This is a genomic window from Devosia sp. XGJD_8, assembly GCF_046614475.1.
GTDB lineage: Bacteria > Pseudomonadota > Alphaproteobacteria > Rhizobiales > Devosiaceae > Devosia.
This window is the reverse complement of the sequence record NZ_JBKJHF010000001.1, coordinates 268,488-282,003: the sequence shown is the minus strand read 5'-3', so window position 1 is coordinate 282,003 and position 13,516 is coordinate 268,488. Positions and strand designations below refer to the sequence as shown.

At 64.0% G+C, this 13,516-nt stretch carries 11 protein-coding genes and 1 pseudogene; 5 read left to right on the top strand and 7 right to left on the bottom strand.

The genetic code is table 11. From position 1 onward, the window contains the following. Nucleotides 1-122: 122 nt before the first annotated feature. The 7 genes and pseudogenes from ACLI1C_RS01400 to ACLI1C_RS01370 form a co-directional block, all read right to left on the bottom strand. Nucleotides 123-1,787 (bottom strand): extracellular solute-binding protein, encoded by a 1,665-nt coding sequence (locus ACLI1C_RS01400; protein ID WP_411395062.1) that lies wholly within the window; start codon nucleotides 1,785-1,787, stop codon nucleotides 123-125. Between the two features lie 179 nt (nucleotides 1,788-1,966). Continuing rightward, nucleotides 1,967-2,209 (bottom strand): annotated as a pseudogene (locus ACLI1C_RS01395) (alpha/beta hydrolase domain-containing protein); the annotation flags it as partial. A 178-nt stretch (nucleotides 2,210-2,387) separates the two neighbouring features. After that, nucleotides 2,388-3,368: an ABC transporter permease gene (locus ACLI1C_RS01390; protein WP_411395061.1), complete on the bottom strand. Its 981-nt coding sequence runs from the start codon at nucleotides 3,366-3,368 to the stop codon at nucleotides 2,388-2,390. Then, nucleotides 3,361-4,932, bottom strand: coding sequence for a sugar ABC transporter ATP-binding protein (locus ACLI1C_RS01385; protein ID WP_411395060.1), 1,572 nt, complete (start codon nucleotides 4,930-4,932; stop codon nucleotides 3,361-3,363). The genes ACLI1C_RS01390 and ACLI1C_RS01385 overlap by 8 nt, the downstream gene beginning before the upstream one ends. Continuing rightward, nucleotides 4,914-6,077, bottom strand: coding sequence for a Gfo/Idh/MocA family protein (locus ACLI1C_RS01380; RefSeq protein ID WP_411395059.1), 1,164 nt, complete (start codon nucleotides 6,075-6,077; stop codon nucleotides 4,914-4,916). Before ACLI1C_RS01380 ends, ACLI1C_RS01385 begins: the two co-directional genes overlap by 19 nt. A gap of 77 nt (nucleotides 6,078-6,154) precedes the next feature. After that, nucleotides 6,155-7,273, bottom strand: a complete 1,119-nt coding sequence (locus ACLI1C_RS01375) for a substrate-binding domain-containing protein (protein ID WP_411395058.1) — start codon at nucleotides 7,271-7,273, stop codon at nucleotides 6,155-6,157. 39 nt (nucleotides 7,274-7,312) lie between these two features. Then, nucleotides 7,313-8,128 (bottom strand): sugar phosphate isomerase/epimerase family protein, encoded by an 816-nt coding sequence (locus ACLI1C_RS01370; RefSeq protein ID WP_411395057.1) that lies wholly within the window; start codon nucleotides 8,126-8,128, stop codon nucleotides 7,313-7,315. A gap of 208 nt (nucleotides 8,129-8,336) precedes the next feature. Here ACLI1C_RS01370 and ACLI1C_RS01365 point away from each other — a divergent pair, with 208 nt between their 5' ends. The 5 genes from ACLI1C_RS01365 to ACLI1C_RS01345 all read left to right on the top strand — a co-directional run bounded on the left by ACLI1C_RS01365 (nucleotide 8,337) and on the right by ACLI1C_RS01345 (nucleotide 13,444). Then, nucleotides 8,337-9,668 (top strand): ROK family protein, encoded by a 1,332-nt coding sequence (locus ACLI1C_RS01365; RefSeq protein WP_411395056.1) that lies wholly within the window; start codon nucleotides 8,337-8,339, stop codon nucleotides 9,666-9,668. Nucleotides 9,669-9,706: 38 nt separating this feature from the next. Next, nucleotides 9,707-10,738: a substrate-binding domain-containing protein gene (locus ACLI1C_RS01360; RefSeq protein ID WP_411395055.1), complete on the top strand. Its 1,032-nt coding sequence runs from the start codon at nucleotides 9,707-9,709 to the stop codon at nucleotides 10,736-10,738. Between the two features lie 212 nt (nucleotides 10,739-10,950). After that, nucleotides 10,951-11,835: a hypothetical protein gene (locus tag ACLI1C_RS01355; protein ID WP_411395054.1), complete on the top strand. Its 885-nt coding sequence runs from the start codon at nucleotides 10,951-10,953 to the stop codon at nucleotides 11,833-11,835. After that, nucleotides 11,774-12,202: a hypothetical protein gene (locus tag ACLI1C_RS01350; protein ID WP_411395053.1), complete on the top strand. Its 429-nt coding sequence runs from the start codon at nucleotides 11,774-11,776 to the stop codon at nucleotides 12,200-12,202. The genes ACLI1C_RS01355 and ACLI1C_RS01350 overlap by 62 nt, the downstream gene beginning before the upstream one ends. 33 nt (nucleotides 12,203-12,235) lie before the next feature. After that, nucleotides 12,236-13,444: an EAL domain-containing protein gene (locus ACLI1C_RS01345; RefSeq protein ID WP_411395052.1), complete on the top strand. Its 1,209-nt coding sequence runs from the start codon at nucleotides 12,236-12,238 to the stop codon at nucleotides 13,442-13,444. Nucleotides 13,445-13,516: the final 72 nt, after the last annotated feature.

Below are 13,516 nucleotides of genomic sequence, written 5' to 3'. Positions count from 1 at the left end.
GAGGGCGTCAGCTTCTGCGCGCCGAAAAGTGCTTGTGTTGGTCCGTATGGCTTAGGGTACTGCGCCGGCCGGCAACACCCGAAAAGATGTCCAGAATGGATAAATTTCGCGCAGATTCGACGCTAGGAGAGGTCGAGTTCGCGCATGACGGTTTCGGCGCGACTCTGCGCCGCCGCCAGCGCGGCGGCACGGCTCTTCTGCCCGCTGAGCATGTCGTGAATTTCTTCTCCGGCAATGCCGATCAGGGCAGAAATGCCCGGTACTGGCGGACGTGGCCAGGCGCGCAGCACACCCTGGCGCGCGATGGCATCGACGATGCCGATGACCGGCGAAAGCGCCTGCACCTCGGGATCCCGGTTGACGCTGAAGCGCGGACTGGCAAGGCTGCCATTGGCCATGAACAGCTTGGCCGCGCCAGCCGATGTCAGTGCCGTAAGCGCCGCCCAGGCGGGTGCTACCCTCTCCTCGGCAATGTTGCCCGGGATGGCGAGAGCGTAGCCGCCAAGCGGGGAAATCGGCCTGCCGCTCAGTCCCGTGGGCTGAGGCACGTAGCCCGTCCTGCCGTAGGCCGGAGAAGCGGGGTCGCGCTCGAACAGGTTGACGAGCAAGGTGTGGGCATAGGCAAGCGCTGCATGGCCGCCTGCATAGGCACGGGCACGATCGTACCAGGTCATGGTGAGGATATTGGGCGGCGATACTGGCAGCAGTTCGGTCAGATAGTCGGCGGCGGCCTGGGCAGCTTCGCTGTCGAACATCGGGCGCAGATGTTCTGCGGTGGTGTCCTCCGGCATGAAGCCGTCCGGCGTTCGACCAAGGTTCACAATGGGCTGGCCGTGCGCGGCCATTACGACCATGAAGGTGTGGCCCAGCGCCGTCCCCCTGCCACCATTCCAGGCGATGCCGAAACGGCCATGCTCGGGCTCATGGAGGGCCCGGGCAACCTCAAGCGTCTCGGCCGTTGTTTGCGGGGGCGTCAGGCCGGCATCCTTCAGCAGGTCCGTGCGGTAGGCGAGCAGCTCCGCCGTGCTCAGCAGCGGAATGCCGTACTGACGGCTCCGGCGGCGTGTGCTCGCTACAGCGTCCGGCAGGAAGTCGGCCATGTCCATTTTCGACCCGGCGATCAGGTCATCGAGGGGGCGTAGCCGGTTCCTTCGAACCATGTCGCCGAACCAGGGCAGGTCGCAGGCGATGAGATCGTATGCCGAGGCCAGGCGATGTCCGTTTTGGACGATTTCGTCCCGCAACCGGTCGATGGACAAGGCCTTGGAGCGGATCGGAACGCCCAGGATCATCTCGAACTGCTGTTTGAGCGCGTTCATGGCCATGAACGTCGGGTCGGCGTGAACCAGCAGGCGCAGACCGCGTGGCAGTGCGAGCTTGCTTTCCAACACGGTCGGCGGGGCAATCACTGCCGACATGTTGTCTGCCGGCTTCCGCACCGGCTGCGAGCCACGACCGGTCATCTGCTCGATCAGGCGGTGGGTATGGCCATTGAAAAGCTGCCACCGACGCAGCAGTTCGGAAGAGGGGTGCATGGAAAAGGAGCGGCCCGTGGTGGTGCGGGGACGCCTGACAATGAGGCCATCCTCGACCAGCCCCTCGATAGCGCGGAAGGCTGTGCCGTAGCTGAGCCCGGATGCCGTTGCCAGGGACGACATAGTGGTCAGCCGGCCGCTGACGTGATTGCGCATCAGATGGAGCACGATGCCCAGGTTCCGGGGATCGATGCTCAGGCTATCGCTGCCCTTGCCGCGCAGGGCAGCGATGAACTCGATGGTTTCCAGCATGGCGGCATTCGACGCCAACTGGATTTGCGACGAATCTGCCTCATAGGGCCCTTCCGGGAGTCCTTCGGCCGTTTCAGACTTCCGGCGCTTGCGGTTTATCGCCACGGATTGCACCTGATTTGGGTCGTGCCCCGACAGTCAGCCGTGGCCGCGGCGGAATCTCCGCCGCGGCCATTGCATCAGGGCACTGGCCGGAGTTCAGCTTCCGTTACGATACGCTCTGCATCTTCAGGAAGCAGCCATCCATCTGCAAGAAGTTCGTCGACCGAGGCACGCCCCTGGGCCACGTAATTCTGCTGCGCGCCGACGACGCCGTAGAGTTGTGAAGCTTGGCTGTGCCAAAATCGACCCTGATGCCCGAAGGACCAGGCGCAGGGCAGCCCTTCGACAGGCATCGCGCGCTTGAGATAGGTGGCGGTGGGGACGTCGAGGCAAGACGCAGGGCGTCGACGAAGGCGATGGTCTCCAGCATGGCGGCATTCGAGGCCGCATCGACCCCGTAGGGACCTTCAGGCAGGTCACCGCTCGGCTCTACGGGGTCGAGACGGTCTGGCCACTGCTGGCTCACCTTTCACGGCATGATGGCCGGTCGCCCGGTCGTCAGGCGGGACGTGTGCCCGCCTGACTCAGGGCCACGGCGAGGATGATGATCCCCCCACGGGCGATGAGTTGCTGGGAATATTCGAGGCCCATCAGGATCAGACCGTTGTTGATCACGCCGATCATCAGCGCGCCGATGATCGAACCGACCACCGTGCCCTTGCCGCCGAAGAGGCTGGTGCCGCCTAGCACGACCGCTGCGATCACCGACAGTTCGTCGCCTTCGCCGAGCTGGAAGCGCCCGGTCTGCAGCCGGCCAGCATAGAGCATGCCGGCGATCGCGGCGGTCACCGCGGAGATAACGATGACCCAAAGCTTGATCTGGGCGGTATTGATGCCGCTGTAGCGCGCCGCCACAACATTGCCGCCGACCGCCAGTACCTGGCGGCCGAACTTGGTGCGCCGCAGCACGACGTGACCGATGACGCCGATGACGAGCATCCACAGCAGCAGGGTGGGAACCGGCCCGATATTGCCGCCGCCGAAAATTGCCGGATAGGTGCGGTCGAGCACAGGAATGGCGGCGGTTCCCGAAATCCACATAGCCGTGCCCTTGGCGATGCCCATCATGGCCAGCGTGGTGAGAAACGTCGGGATCATCAGTCGCGTCGACAGGAAGCCGTTGATCAGCCCGACGGTAACACCGGTCATGATACCCGCCGCGATACCGGCGGGCAGTCCGCCCCAGGCGACCGCCATTGCCGTGGTCACCGAGGCGAGACCCGCCACTGCGCCAACGGACAGGTCGATCTCGCCGGACGACAGCACCAGCGTCATCGCCACCGCCATGACGGCAATCACCGCGGTCTGCCGGGTGATATTGAGGATGTTGTTGGGGGTCAGGAAGCCCTTGTCGTGAAGCGTCAGGGCGAAGAACAGGAACACGACGACGAAGCCGATATAGATGATGTTCTGCCGCCAGGTGCGCTTGAAATAGCCCCAGGGCGTTTCGCGACCTGCGATTGCCATAGTTTCAGACATGATTTCCTCCCCGCTGCACGATCAATTGCAGCTTCTGTTCGGCGCGCAGTTCGTCTGCATCGCCGGTACTGTTCAAAAGGTCAGACTTGTCGATCGTTTCGACCAGCCGGCCGCCCGACATCACCGCGATGCGGTCGCTGACGGCCGCCAGCTCGACGAGTTCGGACGAGATGAAGATGATGGATTTGCCCTCGGCCGCCAGGGCGCGCACGAGGCGCAGCACTTCGCCCTTGGAGCCGATGTCGATACCGGCCGTAGGTTCATCCAGGATGAGAATGTCCGGATCAGTCGCCAGCCACTTGCCGATGACGATCTTCTGCTGGTTGCCGCCGGACAGGGAATTGGCCGGCGCCTCGCGCGACGCCGTCTTGATGGCGAGGCGCTTGATCAGGTCGTCCGTCGTGTTGCGCGACTTGAGGCGATCGACAAAGGGGGTCGAGCCGAGGCGCTTGAGGATCGGCAGCTCGATATTGTCCTGGATGGAATGGTTGAGCACCAGGCCCTGCCGGCGGCGGTCTTCCGGCACGAGGGCCAGGCCGAGTTCGGTGGCCTGCCGCGCCGAACCGATGGAAATCGTCTGGCCGCGCAGCGTAATGGTGCCGCCGGCAATTGGCTCGAGCCCGAACAGCATGCGGGCCAGCCGGCTGCGCCCTGCCCCCAGCAGGCCGGCAATTCCCAGCACTTCACCGCGCCGCAGCGAGAAACTGACATCACCGCTGCGCCGCAGCTTGCTAGACAGATGCTCGACCTTGAGGATGATGTCATCCTGCGCCGCAGAATCCGTCGTGAATTCGGATAGGTCGCGGGTTTCCTTGCCCATGATGTCGGCGATCAGCGTCGCCAGCGTGTACTCAGCAATAGGACGGCTGTCGATCAGCCGGCCGTCGCGCAGCACGGTCGCATGGTCGGCGATGCGGAAGATTTCATCCATGCGGTGGCTGACATAGATGATGGCCTTGCCCTCGCTCCGAAGGCGCCGCAGTAGATCGAAGAGGATATCGACCTCACCCGCGGTCAGGGCGGAAGTCGGCTCATCAAGCACCAGCACCTCGGCATTCTGCGAAAGGGCCTTGGCGATCTCGGTCAGTTGTTGCTGACCGGTGGAAAGGTCAGCCACCAGAGCAGCCGGATCCACGCTCACCCCCATCGAGGTGAATATCTCGGCACTGCGCCGTTCCATCACCCGGTCATCGATCAGCCCCGCCGGGGTCAGGGGTTCGTTGGCAAGAAACACGTTCTGCGCCACGCTCAGCGTCGGCACCAGACTCATTTCCTGGAAGATCATGCCGATGCCCTGTTGCCGGGCCAGCTCCGGCGAGAGGCGATCGAACGCCCCTCCCCCAATGACGATGCTGCCGCTATCGGGCGCCTGGACGCCCCGCAGGATCTTGAGAATGGTGGACTTGCCGGCGCCGTTCTCGCCTAGAAGGGCATGGATTTCGCCACGCCGCACGCTGAGGCTGACGTCCCGCAGGGCATGGACGCCGCCAAAGCGCTTGGAAATGGCATTCATTTCCACTGCGACCGGCTTTTCCGCCATCTCGGTCACGGAATGTCCACCCATTGGCCGGTCTCGCCCGAGGTCAGGATGGCGTCGGCGATGAGGGCGATGCGATAGCCATCCTCGAAATTCGGCGAGGGCTGCTTGCCGGTGACGATGGCGGTGCAGAGATCGAAGCACTCGACGATCTTGGTCTCACCATAGCCAATGCCAAGGGCCGGGATGGGCCAGAGCCCCGATCCATAGGGATGGGCCGGACCTGTATAGACCGTGCGGAAGCCCCGGGCGTCACCGACGTCGTCGGCGAACATGACCTGCAGCTCGTCGCGTCGCTCGTAGTTGAAGGCCAGCGATCCCTTGGTGCCGTGGATTTCGAAGGTGAGGAAGTTATTGCGGCCATAGGCGTTCCGCGTTGCTTCGATCGAGCCGATCGCGCCGTTGGCAAACTTGAGCATGGTCAGCATCTCGTCATCGACGTCGACCGGGCCGCGTTCGGCATTGCGGTCACCACCGCCGACGCCCAGCTTGTCGACACCACCGGCCTGCTTGGGACGGGTGGGGATATGCGTCTTGACCAGGGCATTCACCGAGGCGATTTCGCCGACGAGGTAGCGGGCAAAGTCGACCACATGTGTGCCGATATCCCCGACCGTTCCCGAGCCTGCGACCGACTTCTGGAAGCGCCAGGACAGCGGGCTGTCGGGGTCGGCGGACCAGTCCTGCAGATAGGTACCGCGGAAGTTCAGGATGTCGCCGATGCGGCCTTCCTCGATGAGCTTCTTGGCCAGCGCCACGGCGGGCGTGCGACGGTAATTGAAGGCGACCATGTGGATGGAGCCGGACGCCTGGACCGCATCGAGCATGGTCCGGGATTCAGCGCCTGTTCGCGCCAGTGGCTTCTCGCAGATGATGTGCTTGCCTGCCTTGGCGGCGGCGATGGCGATCTCGGCGTGGGAATTGTTGGGCGTGCAGATGTCGATGATGTCGATGTCCGGCCGAGCGATCACTGCACGCCAGTCGGCGGAAGCCTCTTCGAAGCCGAAGCGATCGCGCGCCGTTTCGGCCATTTCCTGGTTGATGTCCACGACGACCTTGCGCACCGGGATGGCGGGCGCCGGCCAGAAGAACATCGGCATAGCGGCATAGGCCATGGCGTGGGCCTTGCCCATGAAACCGCCGCCGATCATGGCAACATTGAGCTTCTGCATTTGCTGTCTCGCTTTTGGAATGATGTGCGGGGACGGTCGAGGGAGGGCCGTCCCCGCTAAGGCGCCGGGAGGAGCGCCTAGTTCATGGAATCGCTGACCGTGGCCGGCGCTTCGGTTGAGTAGACCGCCTGCCAGGCGTCGAGCAGGTTGCTCTTCTCCACCGGGAGGGCTGGCAGGGCGACATAGGGAGGCGCATCCTTGCCGAGCAGACCGTAGCCGGCGAGCTTTGCCTCGGTCACGCCCTGGTCGAACGGCCGCTGCGCGCCCAGACCCTTGATGAAGCCGCCACGCGCCATGTCGATGGCGACGTTTTCGCCCAGGTCGATGGTGGTGATGACCAAGTCGTCGCGGCCGTTGGCGCGGGCGGCGGCGATCACGCCTTCGGCCGGCACGTCCCAGACCGCCCAGATGCCGTCGATATTGGCATTGCCCACCATCATTGCCGATGCGGCACGGTCGGCGTCACCCGTAAAGTCCGGCCCGCCGATGCCCTGTTCGGCGACGATATCGATCTCGGGGTAGTTCTGCTCGATGGTCGCCTTGAACGCATCGTAACGCTGGCGCGTCACGAAAAAGTCGGCAGCATGGAAGACGATGCCGATCTGGCCTTCGCCGTTCAGCGCCTTGGCCATCAGATGCGCCGATGCGACGCCATTGCCGTAATTGTCGGCAGAGACCACGCTGACATAGTCGGTGCCAGCCACGAACCCGGCCGGGACATTGTCCATGAAGACCAGTTTGACACCGGCTTCGGCGGCCTGGCGATAGGCTGCGGCCGTGGCCGTTGGATCGGTCGGGATCGAGACGATGATGTCGGGGCTCTGTGCCATGATGGTTTCGATGTCGGAAACCTGCTTGGCCGAGTTGAAGCCGGCGTCGGTGGTGGCGATCACCTCGATGCCCATGGCCTCGAACTGGGTCTCGAGACCATTGATCTGGGCCTGGCTCCAGTCGTCGCCGCCATAGTGCATGACGATCGCGGCTGTGGCGCCCATGGCCTTTATCTGGGCCAGTTCGTCATCGGACAGCGTGATCTCGGAGGCCGAGACGGGGCTCTCGCCGCCCGGGCCGGTGCTCAGCGTCTGGTTGGCGAGTGCAGCCAGCGCCTCGTCCGGGCTCTGTGCGATGGCAGTCCCGGCGATGGTGCCGGCCAGCAAGGCTGCGGTCAGCAGCGCGGTGGTCTTCAGATGTCCCATGGTATCCTCCCTGTGGTGACTTTTTTGGTGTTGGCCTGGTCAGGCGAAGTGCCGTTGCAGGTATGCGTGGCTGCGCGCCGCTCCCTCGTGGGGATCGGGCCAGCTATCGAGCTCGGCCATGACCCAGCCCGAATACTTGGTGTCCTTGAGCGCCTGGATGACCGCGCCGTTGTCGAGGTCGCCGGTGTCGAGCGGGGTGAAGCCGAACGGCTCGCGCTGCAGGCCCTTGAGGTGCACCAGGCTGATGCGCCCTGCAAACTCGCGAACCTGCGCCGCAGGGTCGCCGCCGGCTGCCGCCAGGTGTGCCGTATCGGGGCAAAAGTCGAGGTCGGTAAGGCCGAAAATTCTGGTCACCTCAGCCGGACCTTCCACGATGGTGGAGAGATGCGGATGGTAGTGGGCGCGTAGTCCGGCGCGTCGGGCGATCTCGCCGACCCTATCAAGTGCTTCGCCCAGACGCTGGTAGTCGTCCGCCTGGATGCCGTCGGCCCGCTTGGCGCCGCCGCCGATCACATAGTGGCTGGCTCCAGCCTCGGCGGCCGCCGCTGCTACGCGCTCGATCCGGGCCAGTTCCTCCGGGAGAATGTCCGGAAAGATGAAGTTGCCGCCCGAATAGGTCGAGACCAGTTCAAGGCCGGCATCAGCAAGCTTGCGGCGCAGGTCCGCGGGCGTCTGGTCGAGCAGATTGCCATCGAAGATTTCCACACCCGCGTAGCCGGCCCGCGCGATGTCGGCGAAGGCGCGATCCATGTCGGCAAAGGTCCGATAGGTCAGCTGCGTGATCGACGTGACCCCGACGGCATTGCCGCCGAGCGGGCCCCAACAATTGGCGTGATAGGCAAATTTGACCGCCATGCATTCCTCCTCAGTACAGATCGGCGTGCGCCGAAATGGGGTCCGTTGCCCCGGCTGTTGATCAAGGTTACGCAGCTTGAAAACACGAAGTCAACATTAAATCAGCATAAGGTTGATATCTTTTGCTGGAAAATAAGCAAAAGATCCTTCTTGATGCGGAGAACTACCCGGGCTAGGTTCCGAAATGCAGCCGGCAAGGGATGGATTCGTGGCGGAGGAGAAGACAGCGCAGCGGTCGGTTGGCCGCCCCCGCAGTGTCGAGGCTGCCCAAGCAAGCCTGGCGCTGTTACTCAATCTTGTGCGAACCGGCACGGCGACCACGCGGCAGGAACTCGAGCGCCGCTCCGAGCTGGGGAGGGCGGTCGTCGCCGACAGACTCGCGACGATGATCGACCTGGGCCTGCTCAAGGAAGGCGAACTAGGTCAAGCCACCGGCGGCCGGGCGCCCCGGCAGATGCAGTTCCGCCAGGATGCCGGCTCGCTGCTGGTGTCAGTGATCGACCAGAGCTCCATCGCCCTTGGCATTGCCGATCTCAACGGCCAGATGCTGGTGGAACATCACGAAGCAGCCCAACTCGACGCTGGCCCCGAGGCCATACTCGACCGGCTGGCGACCATTTTCGACTGGCTGCTCAAGGAAACCGAGAAGCCGGCGCCGTGGGGGATCGGCCTGGCGCTGCCCGGACCGATCGAGAAGCCGGTATCTGACTTCGAGGCGGTGCCCGTGCTGCAGACGGTGCAGTCGTGGCAGGACTTTCCGTTCCTGGAACGCATGTCAATGCGGTTCGGCGTGCCGGTTTTCGCCCGCAGCGGCGTTCAGACCATGACCATGGGCGAGGCCAAAGCGGGTGGCGGCCGCGGCCTGAGCGACATGATCTACGTCAAGCTGGGCCGATCGATCAGCGCCGGACTGATTTCCGAGGGGCATCTGCACCGGGGCGCCCAGGGCGCCGCCGGCATGATTGGGCACAGCCGGGTTGGCGAGGATCTGCTCGAGGCCGTGGTCGGCGCCGACGCCATCGCGCGGGAGGGAATGATCGCTGCCGAAGACGGGCGCAGCCCCTATCTGGCGCAGGCATGGGCGCGGCAAGGCGAACTTTCGGTCGTGGACATCGGGCATGCGGCCCAGCTGGGCGACCTGTTCTGCGTAGACTTGCTTGGCCGCTGCGGCCGCCTGGTGGGCGAGGCGCTTGCCCCATTGACCAATCTGGTCAATCCCGCGCTGATCGTTATTGGCGGCGTCGTCTCAGAGTCGGGCGGCGACAGTCTCCTGGCCGGTATTCGCGAAGCGGTCTATCGCCAGTCCCATCCCATGGTATCGCGCGACCTGCAGATCATCCGCTCCCAGATGGGCGCCTCCTCCGGCCTGGTCGGTGCCGCCCAGGTGGTCGTAGAGGAACTGTTTGCGCCCACCATCCTGCAGGGCTGGGTGGGACAGGGGTCGCCGCTGCGCCATCCCGATTTCCAGAAGAGCCGCGAGCACGTGGCTGCAACCCTGGCAAACAGAGCTGCCCCCCCAGCGGAGCGCGTCGCGCCATGAACAGCAAGACTTTGGGCAGGATGCCAGGGGAGACGGCCATGTCGATCGCAGGCCTCGGCCCCCACGGCGAGCGCGCCGTTCCCGCGGACCAGATCCAGCTATCGGAAACCGACGCCATCAATGCCCGGGCCCGCCGATTTTCGGTAGCAGTGGTCCTGCACACGACGACCAGCGACTGGTCCAAGCAGGAACTGGCCGGCATTGCCGCCACACTGGGTCTTCACTCGGCGGCACTGGTGGAAGTGGTCGACTGCAATTTCGATGTCGATCTGCAAATTGCCGCTTTGGCCAGACTGGCACGCCGGCCTGTAGATGCGGTGATCTCCATCCCCATTGGCAACGCCCGAGTGGCAGCGGCCCATAGCGCCCTGACGCAGAGCGGATGCAAGCTGGTACTGCTCGACAATGCCCCGACCGGCATGCTGCCGGGTGCCGACTATGCCAGCGTTGTCTCGACCGACAATTTCGGGCTGGGACAGAGCTGCGCCTCGATGCTGTCGGCCCACATTCCGGCCAATGGCGCTGCCGGCATTCTCGGCTATGGCATCGACTTCTTTGCCACCCACGAACGCGAGATCGCCTTCCGCAAATGGATGGCCACCCACCGGCCCGATGTCACTCTCGTGCGTGAACGTTTTGCTGAACTGGAAGGGGCCGGGCCAGCCGCCCTGGCCATGGTCGACAAGACCCCCGGGCTATCAGGAATTTTTGCTGTCTGGGATGTCCCCGCGATGAAGGCGGTTCGGGCACTCGCCGAGCAGGGCATCGACATTCCGATTACCACGGTGGACCTCGGCAACGAAGTCGCGCTCGATATGGCTCGTCATGGCATGATCAAGGGGGTGGGCGCCCAGTTGCCCTACGACCAGGGCAGCGCCGCGGCGCGCGTGACCCTAGCTGCCTTGCTCGGACTGCCGGTCCCACCATGGGTGGCCCTGGCCGGACGGGAGGTCACGCCGAGCGATGTCATTGAGGCGTATCAGGTGATCTGGCACTTGCCCGCCCCCAGGGCCATCATTGACAGTGTGCAGACGATGGCCTCCGCCAAGGCCTCAGATGCTACCCAATAGCGGGTATCCGTCGCCAAGCGGGCCAACGCCCTCATTCTGCACGGGCGAAGATAGAGCTTCCTTAAGCTATTCTACTCAGGGTGCTGGCAAGGCCAGCGTTGAGTGCGTCTCCAATGACCGTGTTTAGCATCATAAAGACGTTCTTCACGAAAGAGACTTCGCCGCCGCATTTCCTTGCCAAACCAGCACGTGCCATACCCATGGGGGCACGCGTGGCACCCCCCGGCTCGATGCGACCTCCTGCCCCGGACGATGATCGCCTCGAAGATCTGATCAGCCGGCAGGGCGAGACATCGCAATCAGTGGTGGCTGGCAGCTTCGAACTTGTCGGGCTGGACGAAATCAAGGAGGCCTTGGGCGCGAGGTGGCCCGACCTAGCAGCCCGCGCAAGCGATCTGGCCGAACAGGGCATCAGGCGACGGCTTGCCGACCGCGACATCCTGCAGGTGCTCAGCGAGACGGAGTTCTCGATCTGCTTTGCCAGGCTCGACCGGAAAGCGGCAGTCGAGCGCGCCAAGCAGATATCGCGCGAGATCAAGCAGGAGATCTTCGCCGAACTTCCCGAATTTTCCTCGAGCGTCACCGTCAAGCAGTATGTCGCCGAAATCGAAATCAAGAACCTTGCCGGCGATACCGGCAGCCTGGCCGATCGGTTGGTGCTGACCCTGCGCCGCATGCGGCTCGAAGCGGATCGGGCGATTCTGAATTACCGCCGCCTGCTGCTAAAGGACTTCCAGGTGCTCTTTGCCCCGCTGTGGGATCCCGAGCGCGCCATCGTCGACCTCAACCGCTGCGTGCTGGATCTCTCCCTGGGCTGCACCACGCTGTCCCAGTTCCAGGCCATTGCCGATCCCGACCAAATGGTCGACACGCTCGCTGACATGGACTGCCTCGCCCTGACCCGCGCGCTGGAAGTGCTGCACCGCTACGGGAAGGCGAGCAACGTTGCCGCCATACTTGTCCCGGTGGGCTATCAGACGCTGGCCCGCAGTTCGACCCGGCGTGAATACCTCAAGCTGCTATCCAGCGTGCCGGATGTCTATTTCGCCCTTTGTGAAGCTCGAAGTCACGAACGTGCCGGCGCGTCCCAATGTTGATCAGCTAAACACCCTTCTGTTTACGGTCAGTGCCATACGTCGCGACCTGACCCTGCAGGTGAACGCCAGCGCCGGATATCTTTCGGCGCTGGATGCCGCACCGCTTTGGGGCCTGTCTTGCAATCTCTCCGCCGGACAATTGCGCGACCCCACGCAGCGGACCGTGGCGCCGGCATTCATGGAATTTGCCAGAGACAACGGCCTTCGCACCATGGCGCATGGCGCCAATACAATCGGCCTGGCACTGGCCGCTGTCGACAGCGGTTTCGATTATGTCAGCGGCACGGCAATCCATCTCTCTCAGGATACGCCCCGCGCGCCCTCGCGCCTGCACCCCCTGACCTTTCCCAAACGCATCTCGGGATGAATGCCATGAACATTCCGGCGGAGACCGTTGTCCATGATTGACCTGCGCGCCGCACCCCCGGGACGGGATTCTGGTTCCCCGCTGCGTCTGCTGATCCTCGACGATGACCCGCTGGTTGGGGAGATGGTGCGGATGATGGCAGCGTCCATCGGCGCAGAAAGTGTCTATTGTCGAACCGCCAGCGAATTTTTCACCCAGGTCTCGGACTGGGCGCCGAGCCACATCCTTCTCGATCTGGTGATGCCCGGCGTTGACGGAGTGGAGGTGATCCAGCGTCTATCGGAGCTGGGCTGCCAGGCGACACTGATCATTGTCAGTGGCGTCGACCGTCGGGTGCTGGATGCCGCGCAGCGTTCCGCAAGGCAGCACCGCCTGCCGCTGGCGGGCGCCCTGTCCAAGCCGTTCAGCCGCAGCGCGCTGGCCACCCTGCTGGAGACCGGCGATTCGGCCCCGAAGCCGCAACCAGTTGCCGCCTCGCCAAAATCGAATCCATCCGGCGACGAACTGGCGCACGCCCTGTCGGAGGGTGAAATCGGCCCGGTGTTTCAGCCCAAGGTCAGATGCAGCGACGGCAGCCTGATCGGCTACGAGGCGCTGGCGCGCTGGACGCGCGGAGAGACCTACATCTGTGGGCCGGATGTCTTCGTGCCGCTGGCGGAGCGGACGGGACAGGCGGCCAGGCTCACGGAGATCATTGCGGATCGTTCGCTTGCCTGGCTCGGGACCAATTTTGCCACACTGCCGCATACGGTGGCGATCAACATCCCGGCACAATGCCTGCGGGACGATCAGACCGTGCGGATGGTTGCCGACGCCTGTTCGCGTTACGATATCGCGCCGGAGCGGGTGGTGCTGGAGGTAACCGAAAGTGGCGCCATCGACCCCGATTCCGGCGCGCTGGACGTTCTGACCCGGGCGCGACTCATGGGCATGAAGCTCTCAATTGACGATTTTGGGGTCGGCTATTCGTCATTGGTGCAACTGGCCCGGATGCCGTTTTCGGAAATCAAGATCGACCGCAGTTTCGTGGCCGAGCTGTGCCATTCCTGCGAGGCGCAGGCCATCATCGCCGCCATCATCGGCATGAGTGACGGGCTCGGCATGACCACGGTCGCCGAAGGGGTGGAGGATCTCGAGACCTATATGCGGCTCCGGGACATGGGGTGCCATGCCGCTCAGGGATACTTCATCGGCCGTCCCATGGCATCGGCTCGCGCGGTTGCCTGGTCCGACATAACGTGAAGCATCGGACAGGATGGGCATTTCGCGGCCAGCCGAGGCGGCTGGATCCCACTCTGCCGGGCTCGCAAAAGG